The sequence below is a fragment of the Allobosea sp. LC85 genome (assembly GCF_000735605.1).
In the GTDB taxonomy this organism is placed as follows: Bacteria; Pseudomonadota; Alphaproteobacteria; order Rhizobiales; family Beijerinckiaceae; genus Allobosea.
The window spans coordinates 22,279-35,207 of record NZ_JPKG01000063.1 but is presented as its reverse complement, the minus strand read 5'-3'; the positions used below and the strand labels follow the sequence as shown (position 1 = coordinate 35,207).

Genomic DNA, 12,929 nt, shown 5'->3' with positions numbered 1-12,929 from the left:
TTTACCGTACGTTAACCATACCGGCGCAGCGTGCTGTCTGCGGAGTGAAGCGACGTGATCGAAGGGGTTGATCGCGAGCGGGCTCCGGCAGGCGAGCGCCACGGCCCCCGGTCGAGCGAAGACGCCCTGCCTGACATCCCGACCGGGGACGTGGATATGGCAGCGCAGCTCGCACTGGACAGGGGCGCCTTTGCCACTGCCGCCTCGGCGCCCGTTCCGGCCGAGGCGATCGCGGCCGATGGCTCTCCCGTCAGGCGCACAGGTCTTCGCAACGGCTTGATGCTGGCGCTGCGCTTCGTCCAGGCGCGCATTCTTTCGGTGTGGGGCCTGCTCTTCGCGGCAGCCCTGTGTCCGCCCAAGGTCTTCGCGGATTTCGCGATCTTCTCGGCGCTTGCCAATTTCGTCTCGATCGCGGTTCTGCTGCGCTTCGAGGCCGTGTTCTTTCAGAGCAATGACAGGGTGCGTCTCGGCCGGGCGTTTCGACTGGCCCTCGCTGTGGGGACGGTTTTCCTTGCCGGCATGACTGCGGCAATCCTGCTCGCAGCGTCCGCGGGCTGGCTGCTGCGCGGCTTTGGTGCGCTCTTCCTGATTTCGCTGGCCAGTCGTGCGGCCATCAGGCTGATCACCGCCGAGGCGACCGCCGAAGGTGATTTCGCGACGATCGGCAACAGCAATGTCGTTCAGGCGATCGTTCAGCCGGCCATGATGATCCTGCTGATCTGGCCGCTCGGCCCGACGGCGCTCGCGCTGTTTGCCGCCGATGCCTTCGGCCACGCGGTGGCCGCGAGCTATTTGTTCTGGCGCCGTCGCAAGGCGCTGATCGGCTTTGTGAGGCTGCGTTGCTGGTCACAGGGAGAACTGGTCGAGTCGGCGATACGCTGGCGCACGGCGCCGACCTACCTGCTGCCCTCGGCGCTGCTGTCCTTCGGTTTCATGGTGGCGCCACTGCTGGCATTGCCCTTCGCCGGGAACGCTCTCTTGGCTGCGCATGTCGCGCTCGCCATGCGCCTGCTGGAAATGCCGATGCAATTGTTCAACGCTGCGGTTACTCCGCTGGCGATGAATGATCTGCGCAAACGCGAGGGAGCGGACCGGCAGCGCTGGGCCCGCCGGATCACCATGGGCATGGTAGCGATTGTCGTCGTGCTCTTCGCCGGAGTCGCCATCGCCGCGCTCGGGGCCGACTACGTGCTCGAGGGCACGCAATGGGAAGGAGTCGGCGAGATCATGGCGCTGCTCTCGCTGTTCTATGGCTGCAGCACACTGGTCGGACCGCTGCACGAGATCGGCTCATTGTCGCTGCATCCGCGTCGGCAAATGATGACGAATGCGGTTGCGCTTGCCGGCGCCGTGCTGGTGGTGTGGTGGTTCGGGACGCTGTCGCTGGCGCTGCTCACCGCGATCGGGTGCGTTTCGTTCGCGCGCATGCTGGCGCATATCCAGTTTGCCTGGACGCGGATGGGCACTCCGCCGGTATTGCCGCGTGCTGCTCGTTGAGCAGGTTTATTCGCGCCGGATCAGCCGGTCGGCGATCAGCGACGACAGAAAGCCGGTTTTGAAGTCTCTCTCGAGCGCCTCGGGATCGTAGCTGCGCTCGACCCAGTCGAGGAAGGCGATGCCCTTGGCTTCGCCATCGCGGGCATAGGCTTCGAAGAACGCGTCGAGAATCCCGGTCTTGGCGAAGCGGAAATGTCCGTAGCGCAACGAAAGCTGTTTCATGGCTTCGTCGAGCGGACGGTTCTCATGCACCAGCAAATAGAGCGCCGAGAAAAACCCGGCCCGGTCCGCGCCCGATTTGCAATGCACCAGCGCCGGTTCCTTCAGGCCTTCGAAGAAGGCCTTGGAGCCGAGGATCGTCTCGCGATCAGGGGCGCCACGCGAACGCAGGACGAACTCGACCAGTGCGATGCCGTGGCGTTCGCAGGCTTCGCGCTGCAGCGGCCAGGCACCGTGCTCGCGGCCTCCGCGCAGGTTGACGATCGTCTTGACACCCTGACGCGCGAACCAGGCGATGTCGGTGGGCGCAGGCTGGGCCGCGCGCCAGAGGCGCGGCGTGACCCTGTGGGCATTAAGATAGGCCAAGCGGAAGATGCCATGATCGACCAGCAGCATGTTGGCCCAGGCGCGCAGCCGGTCGGCCCGGCCGGAAATCGGCCGATCCCAGCGCGCGATGCGGGCCATTCGCCGCGCATAACGCTGATCGTCGGGGCGCAGCCGGTTCAGCACCACAAAGTTCCATCCTTGTTCATCTGCAGCCCGATATCAGTGGCCACGGCCCTGCGCAAACCCCGATACCCCGGTCGACCTAAAGGTCGGGCTTGGACTTTTGCGCTACAGCGCGCATAAGGCGCGCCAGTTTTTTGTCTCAACAGGTAAGACCACCCATGCGCCTAGACGCCATCTCCATCGGCAAGAATCCGCCTGACGAAGTCAATGTGGTCATCGAGGTGGCCATTGGTGGAGAGCCGATCAAGTACGAGATGGACAAGGAAGCCGGCACGCTCTTCGTCGATCGCTTCCTCTACACCCCGATGCGTTATCCCGGGAACTACGGTTTCATCCCGCATACGCTGTCCGAGGATGGCGACCCCTGCGATGTGCTGGTCGCCAATACGCGCCCCCTGATTCCAGGCTCCTATATCGCGGTCCGCCCGATCGGCGTGATGATGATGGAGGACGAGGGCGGCGGTGACGAGAAGATCATCGCCGTGCCGGTGCCGAAGCTCACCAAGCGCTACGAGAACGTCCATAACTACACCGACCTGCCGAAGATCACGCTCGACCAGATCCAGCACTTTTTCGAGCACTACAAGGATCTCGAGCCCGGCAAATGGGTGAAGCTCACCGGCTGGGGCGATGCCACCAAGGCAAAGCAGCTCATCGTCGAGGCGATGGAGCGGGCCAAGAAAGCCAAGGGCTGAGGCCAGACGCCCGTATTCTCCATCATGGCCGGGCCCGTCCCGGCCATGATGGCGTCCCGTCACCCGGATCAAGACAGGCCCCGGCGCAAAGCCGGGCACGCGTGGGTTACGCTGCGATCGCCTCGCTCAGCGCCACGACGCGCCTGGCCATCTCGGCATGGAGCCGCTCGACCATGCGGCCGTCGAGCTGGATCGCGCCCTTGTCGGCGTTCTCCGGCTGTTCGAAAGCGGTGATGATCGCCTTGGCGCGGGCAAGTTCATGATCGTCCGGTGCGAATGTGGCATTGGCCGCAGCGACCTGGGCAGGATGGATCAGCGTCTTGCCATCGAAGCCGAGATCGCGGCCCTGCTCGCATTCGGCCGCAAAGCCATCCTCGTTCTTGAGATCGTTATAGACGCCATCGACGATGTCGATGCCATGGGCACGGGCGGCGAGGATGGCCGTTACCAGCCAAGGCAGCATCGGCGCACGGCCAGGCACGAAGCGGGCGCGGGTTTCCTTGGCGAGATCGTTCGTGCCCATCACGAAACAGACGAGCCGCGTCGAGGGGTCCTTCGCCGCCGCGGCAATGCGCGCGGCGTCCAGGACGGCGAGCGGTGTCTCGATCATCGCCCAGATCCGGATGGCTGGATCGGCCCAAAGGCCGGTCAGTTTGTGGCCGATCTCGATCAGGGTTTCAGGGGCCGAGACTTTCGGGATCAGGATCGCATCGGGCTTGGCCTCGGTTGCCGCGGCAAGATCCGCTTCGAACCAGGGAGTGTCGACGCCGTTGACGCGAATGACCAGTTCGCGCCGGCCATAACCTCCGGCCTTCACCGCGGCGCAGACCTGCTCGCGCGCCATGTCCTTGGAATCCGGGGCGACGGCATCTTCCAGATCAAGAATCAGGGCGTCGGCGGCAATCTCGCGAGCCTTTTCGAGCGCACGCGCGTTCGAACCAGGCATATAGAGGACGCTGCGGCGTGGGCGGATCGCTGTCATGGGAGACTCCTTAACGACGGCTGATCGGATTTCGCTGCAATGCACACTAGACGCGACCGCAATGCAACGACAGTTCATCGAAAGGTGAAGAGGGGGACGGATGGGCTGGATCGCCGGTGTCGACGGCTGCAAGGCGGGCTGGGTTGTCGCCGTCCTTGATGACGCCGCGCTCGCGCGTCCGCAGTTGCGCGTGATCTCGCATTTCTCCGAGCTCTTTGAGGGATCGGAGCCGCCTGATCTCGTGGCGGTCGATATGCCGATCGGCCTGCCTGATCGGATTGTCGGCTCCGGACGCGGTCCCGAGCAGGCAGTGCGCAGCCTGCTTGGCGAGCGGCAATCCTCTGTGTTCTCCATTCCGTCGCGCTTGGCAGTCCAGGCTGCAGAGTATCTGGAGGCCTGTGGCGTGGCGGTTGCGACCTCCGAGCCGCCTCGCAAGGTCTCGAAGCAGAGCTTCTTCCTGTTCCCGAAAATTCGGCAGATCGACGGCTTGTTGCGGGAACAGCCGGTGTGGCGCGAGCGCGTCTATGAAACCCATCCCGAACTGGCCTTTCGGACGATGCGCGGCGCTCCGCTTCTGAACCCGAAGAAGGTCAAGGGCGCGATCAATCCCGAGGGCATGGCCGAACGACGGGCGCTGCTGATTGCGGCAGGCTTGCCCGCCGAGAGCGTTCACGCATGGCCGCCGCGCGGGGCTGCGGCAGACGATATGCTGGATGCTCTTGCGGCGCTGATCGTCGCCAGGCACATCCGGGGCGGGCGTGGAAAGCCCTTCCCCGATCCGCCGGGACGCGATAGCCACGGGCTTCCCATCGCGATCTGGACCTTCGCGCCGGATCGCCCAGCCTATCAGGATCGCGCCATGTCCGACCGTCCGGTGTCCCGTTCCATGATCGAGGCGGCTGCCGCGCGCATCGCTGGCCATGCTCGCGTCACGCCGGTCATACGCTTGGGCAAGGGTGCGCTCGGAACTGCGGGAGACATCTCGCTCAAGCTCGAATGCCTGCAGCATGCTGGGTCCTTCAAGACGCGCGGGGCCTTCAACAACCTGCTGTCCCTGCCGGTGCCCGCTGCCGGGGTTTCGGCGGCATCCGGCGGCAACCACGGCGCAGCGGTGGCCTATGCGGCGCGCGAGCGCGGCGTGAAGGCGACGATCTTCGTGCCGGAGATTTCGCCTGCGGCCAAAATCGAGGCGATCCGGCGTTTCGGCGCTGAGGCCGTGGTCGGTGGCGCGCAATATGACGATGCGCAGGCTGCTTGCGACCGGTTCGTCGCGGAAACCGGGGCGCTCAAGATCCACCCCTTCGCAGCGGTCGAGACCATTGCTGGCCAGGGCACGCTCGGGCGCGAGTGGGATCTGCAGGAGCCGGATCTCGATACCGTGCTTGTCGCAGTCGGCGGCGGCGGGCTGATCTCGGGAATCGCCTCCTGGTTCGCGGGATCGAAGGTCAAGGTGGTCGGCGTCGAGCCCGCCGGCTCGCGTGCCTTGCAGGCAGCGCTCGAGGCCAAGGGGCCGGTGGCGGTCGATGTCGCTTCGGTGGCAGCGGATTCGCTCGGCGCCCGAAATGTCGGCCAGCTCGTCTATGACGCTTGCAAGGACACGGTCGATCACGTTGCGCTGGTGCCGGATGCCGCGATCACCGAGGCGCAGGCGCGGCTCTGGCGCGATTTCCGCCTGGCCGTGGAGCCCGGTGGGGCGGCTGCCTTCGGCGCGCTGATCTCGGGAGCCTACAAGCCTGCTGCGGGCGAGCGCCTCGGCGTGCTGGTCTGCGGCGCGAATGTCGATCTCGCCAAGCTGCAGGCGATTGTGGCGTAGGCTTCGCGCCATTTCCTGTCGCGGCGAAGCGGAGAGCCGCGAGGTCCATTCGCAGGGTGGTCGGCTCTGGTCCGACCATTCCGGGCGTGCGCCTTACCCCATCGTCGCAGCGGCGCGAGACTGGACGCAGGCTCTCACGGCAGCGCACAATCCGGCCGCCTGACCAGACGCGAGACGCCGATGTCCCAGACCGCGACGCTGACTGCTTCCAAAACCAGCCCCGGCCGCTTCTTCGAGGATTTCCGGCTGGGCGAGACGATCGTCCATGCGACGCCACGTACCGTGACCAGCGGCGATGTCTCGCTCTATACGGCGCTCTATGGGCCGCGCTTCGCCGTGCAGTCTTCGGACAGCTTCGCACGCGCGGTCGGTTATCCCGCGGCGCCGATCGATGATCTGCTGGTCTTCCATATCGTCTTCGGCAAGACGGTGCCGGACGTCTCGCTGAATGCCGTTGCCAATCTTGGCTATGCGGATGGACGCTTCCTCAGGCCGGTCTATCCGGGCGACACCTTGTCGACCACTTCGGAGGTGATCGGCCTGAAGCAGACCTCGGCGGGCGATGCCGGTATCGTCTATGTCCGCTCGATCGGCCGCAACCAGCATGGCGAAATCGTGCTGAGCTATGCGCGCTGGGTGCTGGTGCGCAAACGCGCGCCGGGAACCCCGGCCCATGCCGAGCAGGTGCCTGAATTGCCGAAGGCCGTCGCTCCCGAAGAACTCGGCGAGGGCTGCCCGGCGCTTGATCTCACCGCTTACGATGATGCGCTCGCAGGCTCGGCGTTTCGCTGGGGCCATTATGCGGTCGGCGAGAGCATCGACCATGTTGACGGCATGACGGTGGAGGAGGCCGAGCATCAGCTCGCCACCCGCCTCTACCAGAACACCGCAAAAGTACATTTCGACGCCTACAGCGCGCGCGAGACGCGTTTCGGCAAAAGGCTGATCTATGGCGGCCATGTCATCAGCCTGGCCCGTGCCCTTTCGTTCAACGGCCTCGGCAACTGCCTTCATATCGCTGCGATCAACGGCGGGAGGCATGTCGCGCCACTTTTCGCGGGCGACACGGTCTATGCCTGGAGCGAAGTGCTGGAGAAGGCCGAGTTGCCGGGCCGAAGCGATGTCGGCGCCCTGCGTCTGCGGCTCGTCGCGACCAAGAACCTGCCCTGCAACGAGTACCCCTTGAAGCTGGGCGATCAATATGCCGGTGGCGTCATCCTTGATCTGGATTACTGGGTGCTGCTGCCGCGCTGATGCGTAAGCATAAAGTTACAGTTTGAGATTTATGTAACCAGCGATTCGCTGCCTCGCATTGCAGCGCCGGAATGGTTTCTATAGAGAGCCAATCACTCTAGAACCATTCCCAAATGGATCGGGCCCGCCGGCGGGCCGCAGAGTCGGAGAGTTCACCTTGGCCGAAACCAAACCGATCGCGCGCCCGCTTTCGCCGCATCTGCAAATCTACCGCTGGTCCTGGACCATGGCGATGTCGATCGCGCATCGTGCCACCGGCTCGGCGCTCTATGCCGGCACAGTGCTTATCGCCGCCTGGCTCGTCGCTGCCGCCTCGGGGCCGGCGGCTTATGAAACGGCTCAGGCGATCGCCGGCTCCTTCCTGGGGCGCCTCGTGCTGTTCGGCTATTCCTTTGCGCTCCTGCACCACATGGTTGGCGGCTTGCGCCATTTTGTCTGGGATCTGGGGCACGGCTACGACCTTGAGACGCGCACGAACATGGCGAAGTACAGCGTCTTCGTCTCGGCTGGCCTGACGATCCTGCTCTGGATCGTCGCCTACGCGATGCGCTGAGGAGTTTCGCCATGTCGTCAAATTCTTCCATGCGTACCCCGCTCGGCCGCGTCCGCGGTCTCGGCTCGGCCAGGTCCGGCACTGGCCATTTCTGGCTGCAGCGCGTCACTGCCGTGGCGAACGTCTTCCTGACGATCATCTTCCTCGGCGTTGTGATCTCGCTCTTCGGCAAGCCCTATGCGGCTGCGGTAGCGACGCTGTCGCATCCGCTGGTCGCGATCCTGATGCTGCTCTTCACCCTGTCGGGTGCGGTCCACATGCGCCTCGGCATGCAGGTCGTGATCGAGGACTACGTCCACCACGAGGGGCTGAAGATCCTCGCTGTGATGGCCAACACCTTCTTTGCGATCGCGATCGGCGCGGCTTGCGTCTTCGCGATCCTGAAACTCTCTTTCGGAGGCTGAACCCGATGGCCATCACCAGAGCCCAATCGGTCCCGGCCTATACCGGCCAGGCCTACCCGATCACCGATCACACCTTCGACGTCGTGGTCGTCGGCGCCGGCGGTGCGGGCTTGCGCGCGACGGTCGGCTGCTCGCAGGCGGGCCTGAGGACTGCCTGCATCTCCAAGGTGTTCCCGACCCGCTCGCACACTGTCGCGGCGCAGGGCGGCGTTGCCGCTTCGCTTGGCAACATGGGCAAGGACACCTGGCAGTGGCACATGTACGACACCGTCAAGGGGTCGGACTGGCTCGGCGACCAGGATGCGATCGAGTATCTGGTGCGCAACGCGCCGGCGGCGGTCTATGAGCTCGAGCATTGGGGCGTGCCCTTCTCGCGCACCGAAGACGGCAAGATCTATCAGCGTCCCTTCGGCGGCATGACCACCGATTTCGGCAACGGTCCCCCGGCCCAGCGCACCTGCGCCGCTGCCGACCGCACCGGCCATGCCATGCTGCACACGCTCTATGGCCAGGCGCTGCGCTACAATACAGAGTTCTTCATCGAGTACTTCGCCATCGACCTGATCATGGACGAGGATGGCGTGTGCCGGGGCGTGATCGCGCTCAAGCTCGATGACGGCACGCTGCATCGCTTCCGCTCGAAGATGGCGATCATGGCGACCGGCGGCTATGGCCGCGCCTATTTCTCGGCGACCTCGGCCCATACCTGCACCGGTGACGGTGGCGGCATGGTGCTGCGCGCCGGCCTGCCGCTGCAGGACATGGAATTCGTGCAGTTCCACCCGACCGGTATCTATGGCGCCGGCTGCCTCATCACCGAGGGGGCCCGCGGCGAGGGCGGTTATCTCACCAATTCCGAGGGCGAGCGCTTCATGGAGCGTTACGCTCCCTCGGCCAAGGATCTGGCGTCGCGCGACGTCGTCTCGCGCTCGATGACCATGGAGATCCGTGGTGGGCGCGGCGTCGGCAAGAACGGCGACCACATCTACCTGCATCTCGACCATCTCGACCCGAAGATCCTGCACGAGCGCCTGCCGGGCATCTCGGAGAGCGCAAAAATCTTCGCCGGCGTCGATGTCACCCGTGAGCCGATCCCGGTCCTGCCGACGGTGCACTACAACATGGGTGGCATCCCGACGAACTATCATGGCGAGGTGCTGACCAAGGTCGACGGCAATCCGGACACCGTGGTGCCCGGCCTGATGGCGATCGGCGAGGCGGCTTGCGTCTCGGTGCATGGCGCCAACCGCCTCGGCTCGAATTCGCTGATCGATCTCGTCGTCTTCGGTCGTGCCGCAGGCCTGCGCTGCGCCGAAATCGTCACGCCGGGCGAAAAGCAGCCCGAACTGCCGAAGTCCTCGGCCGATCTCGCGTTGACCCGCCTCGACAAGTTCCGCAACGCCTCGGGCGGCACGCCGACGGCAGAGCTGCGCAACCGCATGCAGAAGACGATGCAGGACAACTGCGCCGTCTACCGCACCGGCGAGACGCTGCAGGAAGGCCACAAGCTGATCCACGAGGTCTGGGCCGGGGCCTCCGACATCGCGACCACCGACCGTTCGCTGATCTGGAACTCGGACCTGGTCGAGACACTCGAGTTCGACAACCTGATCACCCAGGCCGTCGTCACCATGGATTCGGCGCTGAATCGTCCGGAAAGCCGTGGCGCGCATGCCCGTGAGGACTATCCGGAGCGCGACGACAAGGACTGGATGAAGCACACCCTGTCCTGGATCGACGACGAGAAGCGGACCGTCACGCTCGACGACCGCCCGGTCCATACCTACACGCTCTCGAACGATATCGAGTACATCAAGCCCAAGGCGCGGGTGTATTGAGGACGATCTGACCGATGGCCGAATTCAATCTCCCCGCGAACTCACGACTGACCGAAGGCAAGGCCTGGCCGAAGCCGGCCGGCGCCAAGAAGCTGACCGAGTTCAAGGTTTATCGCTGGAACCCGGATACCGGCGAGAATCCGCGCACCGACACCTATTATGTCGATCGCGAGGATTGCGGACCGATGGTCCTCGACGCGCTGATCTGGATCAAGAACAAGATCGACCCGACGCTGACCTTCCGGCGCTCCTGCCGCGAGGGCATCTGCGGTTCCTGCGCCATGAACATGGATGGCAAGAACGGCCTGGCCTGCACCACCGGCATCGACGAGTGCGGCGCGAAGGGCAAGGTCGCGATCTATCCGCTGCCGCATATGCCGGTGATCAAGGACCTGGTGCCGGACCTCACACGCTTCTACGCCCAGCACGCCTCGATCGAGCCCTGGCTCAAGACCACGACGCCGGCGCCGGAGAAGGAATGGGCACAGGGCAAGGAGGACCGCGAGAAGCTCGACGGGCTCTATGAATGCATCCTCTGCGCCTGCTGCTCGACGTCCTGCCCGAGCTACTGGTGGAATGGCGACCGCTATCTCGGTCCGGCCGTGCTGCTGCAGGCTTATCGCTGGCTGATCGATTCCCGCGACGAGGCCACCGGCGAGCGCCTTGATGACCTGGAAGATCCCTTCCGGCTCTATCGCTGCCACACCATCATGAACTGCGCCAATGCCTGCCCGAAGGGCCTGAACCCGGCCAAGGCGATCGCCGAGATCAAGAAGATGATGGTGGCGCGGCAGGTCTGAAACGCCGCCCATTCGACCGGCGCGGCCGTCTGACGTGACGGCCTGCGCTGGCCTACGCTTCCTGGGCCATTGAAGGTAGTCGCCTCGGCTCTCGCCTGTTGCGCCAACCGGCTCACAACGGCGATGTCGCGCTCGCCTCAGCGCGCGACCAGATCGTCGGAATCAGAGATATCGCGCCGGCGCGAATGGTTCCGGATCGGCGATCGGCCTCTCGCCGCAGATCAGCGCGGCCAGGATTTCCCCAGTCACTGGCCCGGTTGCAAAGCCGATATGCTGGCTGCCGAAGGCGAGCCAGAGTCCGGGGTTTCGCGGCGCTTCCCCGATCATCGGCAGCGAATCGGGCAGCGTTGGCCTGGCACCGCGCCAGGTCGTGGCTTCGGTCGCCTCGGTCAGGTCAAAGGCTTCCTTCGCTCGTGGCAGGACGGCGTCGATCTGCGCGAAATTCGAAGGTGCATCGCGGTTAGCGAGCTCGACGCCGCTGGTCAGGCGGTAGCCCTTCTCCATTGGAGCAAGGAAGTAAGCGGACTCGACGTCGTAGAACGGGCGCGAAAGGCTGCGTCCGTCGCTCGCCCTGTAATGACGATGATACCCCCGCTCGACATTGAGCGGGACGCTCAGCCCGAGCGGGCGCAGCAGGTCGGCGCTCCATGGGCCAAGCGCGACCACGGCGAGATCGGCATCGAAGCTGCCGGAATCGGTTGTGGCGCGCCAGCCCTGATGCGTCCTGGAGAGTCCTGAGGCAGCAGCGCGAATGATCGTTCCGCCGCGTGCCACGAAGAGTGCCGCATAGGCCGCGACCACGGCCTGCGGCCAGTCGACCGAGCCGTTGTCACGCAACCACAGGCCCGCCGAAAAGATCGGGTTGAGATCGGGCTCGACTGCCGAAAGGGCCTGCCGGTCGAGGTAGTCGGCGCGAAAGCCATGATCCTCGAGCCATTGCTGCTCGGTGCGGGCAGCCTGTTGACCGGCCTCGCTGCGCCAGAGCTTCAGCGTGCCGGTTTCACGCAGGCGGTGGCTGATTCCGGCTTCCGCCATCCACGCCTTGTGCAAGGTCAGGGCCTGAGCTGTCAGGCCCTGGAGCGCCGCAACGCGGGGCGCGAGACGGGATGGGCGCGCTTCCGCGAGGAAGCGCAGGACCCAACCGGGATTCCCTAGCAGATGGCCCCAGCGATAGCGCACGGCGGCGTGCTGGTTGCCGAGATAGTTCGGCAGGCTTTTCCAGAGCGAGGGATTGTTGAGCGGAACGACTGAGGTCGGGCTGACCACGCCCGCATTGCCGTAGGAAGTCTCGCTGCCGGGCTCGCGCCGGTCGATCAGGGTGACCATGAAGCCGCGCTTCTGCAGCGCGAGCGCACAGGAAACGCCGACGATGCCAGCGCCGAGGACAAGCGAGGTACGGGTCATGCGAGGGACGTCTCTCCATCCGCCGGCACGCACAGCCAGTGGTCGAGGAAGCCGTCGAGCCAGGCCCTGACGGCGGGATCATAGCGATACCAGCCTTCGAGATGCTGATGGCGCAGCTGGGCTCCGGGCATCAGGGTGCGCTCATGCGCGCGCACTGACCAGCGGCACATCATCGCCGGGGTCACTTCGGGATGAAACTGGATGCCGTAGGCCCTGGGGCCCGAGCGGATGGCCTGGACCGGGAAATCGCCCCCGGTTGCGAGGCACTCGGCGCCGTTTGGGCAGTCGAAGCCTTCACGGTGCCATTGGTACACGGTCGATGGCCAGGTGAAGCCGGCCTCACTTGCATGCGTATCGCCGGCTTCAGTCAGCGCAAGGTCGTAATAGCCGATCTCGGCCCGGCCCTGAGGATGCGTGTAGACGGAGCCGCCGAGATGCCTTGTGAGCATCTGGGCGCCCAGGCAAATGCCGAGAAAGGGCGCCTGCTCCTTCAGACAGGTGCCGATCCAGTCGATCTCGGCCTTGACGAAAACGTCGGGGTCGTTGGCGCTCATCGGGCCGCCGAAGATCACGGCGCCGGCATGATCGCGCATGGTCTCCGGAAGCGGATCGCCGAAGCGCGGCTTGCGGATATCGAGCGCGTGCCCTCGCGCCGCGAGAAGGCGGCCGACCCGGCCGGAGGTCGAATGCTCCTGGTGCAGGACGATCAGGACCGGCTTCGGCGCCGGCTTGTTCCGGCGGGGAGGGACGGGGGAGCGGAGCTTGCGGGCAGCGCTGAGACGAAAGGGTTGATCGTTCATCACGGGCTTCGGGTCGCTCACGCGCCAAGGGTGCGCCCAATGGCGCGACGTCCATCCATGCATTGACAATGCGGTTCCATGCGGGACCGAGCAAAGCAATTCATGCGCCAGAAGCGCATGACGCGCAGAAGATTTCTGCATGGCGGGGCCCAGATTCTGC

General features: G+C 65.1%; 12 protein-coding genes. 8 read left to right on the top strand and 4 right to left on the bottom strand.

What is annotated here, in order from left to right:
* Positions 1 to 54: 54 nt before the first annotated feature.
* Positions 55 to 1,497, top strand: a complete 1,443-nt coding sequence (locus FG93_RS29335; protein WP_152579697.1) for a lipopolysaccharide biosynthesis protein — start codon at positions 55 to 57, stop codon at positions 1,495 to 1,497.
* 6 nt (positions 1,498 to 1,503) lie between these two features.
* Here the strand turns inward: FG93_RS29335 and FG93_RS29330 are convergent, their stop codons facing one another.
* Complete coding sequence (locus FG93_RS29330; RefSeq protein ID WP_043242198.1) at positions 1,504 to 2,226, bottom strand: sulfur transferase domain-containing protein; 723 nt, start codon at positions 2,224 to 2,226, stop codon at positions 1,504 to 1,506.
* 158 nt (positions 2,227 to 2,384) lie between these two features.
* Between FG93_RS29330 and ppa the strand changes: the two genes are divergently transcribed.
* Entirely contained in the window at positions 2,385 to 2,921 is a 537-nt protein-coding gene (ppa, locus tag FG93_RS29325) for an inorganic diphosphatase (RefSeq protein WP_043242111.1), read from the top strand.
* A 106-nt stretch (positions 2,922 to 3,027) separates the two neighbouring features.
* Here ppa and FG93_RS29320 read toward each other — a convergent pair whose 3' ends face one another.
* A complete protein-coding gene (locus tag FG93_RS29320; RefSeq protein ID WP_043242109.1) occupies positions 3,028 to 3,903 on the bottom strand; it encodes a CoA ester lyase in 876 nt (291 codons plus the stop codon).
* Positions 3,904 to 4,003: 100 nt separating this feature from the next.
* On the opposite strand from FG93_RS29320, the gene FG93_RS33985 reads away from it, so the two are divergent.
* The 6 genes from FG93_RS33985 (at position 4,004) to FG93_RS29290 (ending at position 10,565) form a co-directional block, all read left to right on the top strand.
* Positions 4,004 to 5,716 carry a serine/threonine dehydratase gene (locus FG93_RS33985; protein ID WP_081881996.1) on the top strand — a complete coding sequence of 571 codons (1,713 nt, stop codon included), beginning with the start codon at positions 4,004 to 4,006 and terminating at the stop codon, positions 5,714 to 5,716.
* A 180-nt stretch (positions 5,717 to 5,896) separates the two neighbouring features.
* A complete protein-coding gene (locus tag FG93_RS29310; RefSeq protein WP_043242107.1) occupies positions 5,897 to 6,970 on the top strand; it encodes a MaoC family dehydratase in 1,074 nt (357 codons plus the stop codon).
* A 157-nt stretch (positions 6,971 to 7,127) separates the two neighbouring features.
* Complete coding sequence (gene sdhC / locus FG93_RS29305; RefSeq protein WP_043242105.1) at positions 7,128 to 7,523, top strand: succinate dehydrogenase, cytochrome b556 subunit; 396 nt, start codon at positions 7,128 to 7,130, stop codon at positions 7,521 to 7,523.
* An 11-nt stretch (positions 7,524 to 7,534) separates the two neighbouring features.
* Positions 7,535 to 7,927 carry a succinate dehydrogenase, hydrophobic membrane anchor protein gene (gene sdhD, locus FG93_RS29300; protein ID WP_043242103.1) on the top strand — a complete coding sequence of 131 codons (393 nt, stop codon included), beginning with the start codon at positions 7,535 to 7,537 and terminating at the stop codon, positions 7,925 to 7,927.
* Positions 7,928 to 7,932: 5 nt separating this feature from the next.
* Complete coding sequence (gene sdhA / locus FG93_RS29295; protein WP_043242101.1) at positions 7,933 to 9,765, top strand: succinate dehydrogenase flavoprotein subunit; 1,833 nt, start codon at positions 7,933 to 7,935, stop codon at positions 9,763 to 9,765.
* Between the two features lie 14 nt (positions 9,766 to 9,779).
* On the top strand, positions 9,780 to 10,565 hold the full coding sequence (locus FG93_RS29290) for a succinate dehydrogenase iron-sulfur subunit (RefSeq protein WP_043242099.1): 786 nt from the start codon (positions 9,780 to 9,782) through the stop codon (positions 10,563 to 10,565).
* A gap of 162 nt (positions 10,566 to 10,727) precedes the next feature.
* Here FG93_RS29290 and FG93_RS29285 read toward each other — a convergent pair whose 3' ends face one another.
* Both FG93_RS29285 and FG93_RS29280 read right to left on the bottom strand, forming a co-directional pair.
* Positions 10,728 to 11,969, bottom strand: a complete 1,242-nt coding sequence (locus tag FG93_RS29285; RefSeq protein ID WP_043242097.1) for an FAD-binding oxidoreductase — start codon at positions 11,967 to 11,969, stop codon at positions 10,728 to 10,730.
* The gene (locus FG93_RS29280; RefSeq protein WP_081882001.1) at positions 11,966 to 12,769 is read right to left on the bottom strand and encodes a glutamine amidotransferase; all 804 of its coding nucleotides are present in this window, start codon (positions 12,767 to 12,769) and stop codon (positions 11,966 to 11,968) included. The genes FG93_RS29285 and FG93_RS29280 overlap by 4 nt, the downstream gene beginning before the upstream one ends.
* Between the last annotated feature and the right edge of the window lie 160 nt (positions 12,770 to 12,929).

Coding starts and splice junctions, on each gene's coding strand:
- FG93_RS33985 (WP_081881996.1), top strand. CDS start 4,004: ATGGGCTGGATCGCCGGTGTCGACGGCTGCAAGGCGGGCTGGGTTGTC.
- FG93_RS29285 (WP_043242097.1), bottom strand. CDS start 11,969: ATGACCCGTACCTCGCTTGTCCTCGGCGCTGGCATCGTCGGCGTTTCC.
- sdhA (WP_043242101.1), top strand. CDS start 7,933: ATGGCCATCACCAGAGCCCAATCGGTCCCGGCCTATACCGGCCAGGCC.
- sdhD (WP_043242103.1), top strand. CDS start 7,535: ATGTCGTCAAATTCTTCCATGCGTACCCCGCTCGGCCGCGTCCGCGGT.
- FG93_RS29290 (WP_043242099.1), top strand. CDS start 9,780: ATGGCCGAATTCAATCTCCCCGCGAACTCACGACTGACCGAAGGCAAG.
- FG93_RS29280 (WP_081882001.1), bottom strand. CDS start 12,769: ATGAACGATCAACCCTTTCGTCTCAGCGCTGCCCGCAAGCTCCGCTCC.
- ppa (WP_043242111.1), top strand. CDS start 2,385: ATGCGCCTAGACGCCATCTCCATCGGCAAGAATCCGCCTGACGAAGTC.
- FG93_RS29320 (WP_043242109.1), bottom strand. CDS start 3,903: ATGACAGCGATCCGCCCACGCCGCAGCGTCCTCTATATGCCTGGTTCG.
- FG93_RS29310 (WP_043242107.1), top strand. CDS start 5,897: ATGTCCCAGACCGCGACGCTGACTGCTTCCAAAACCAGCCCCGGCCGC.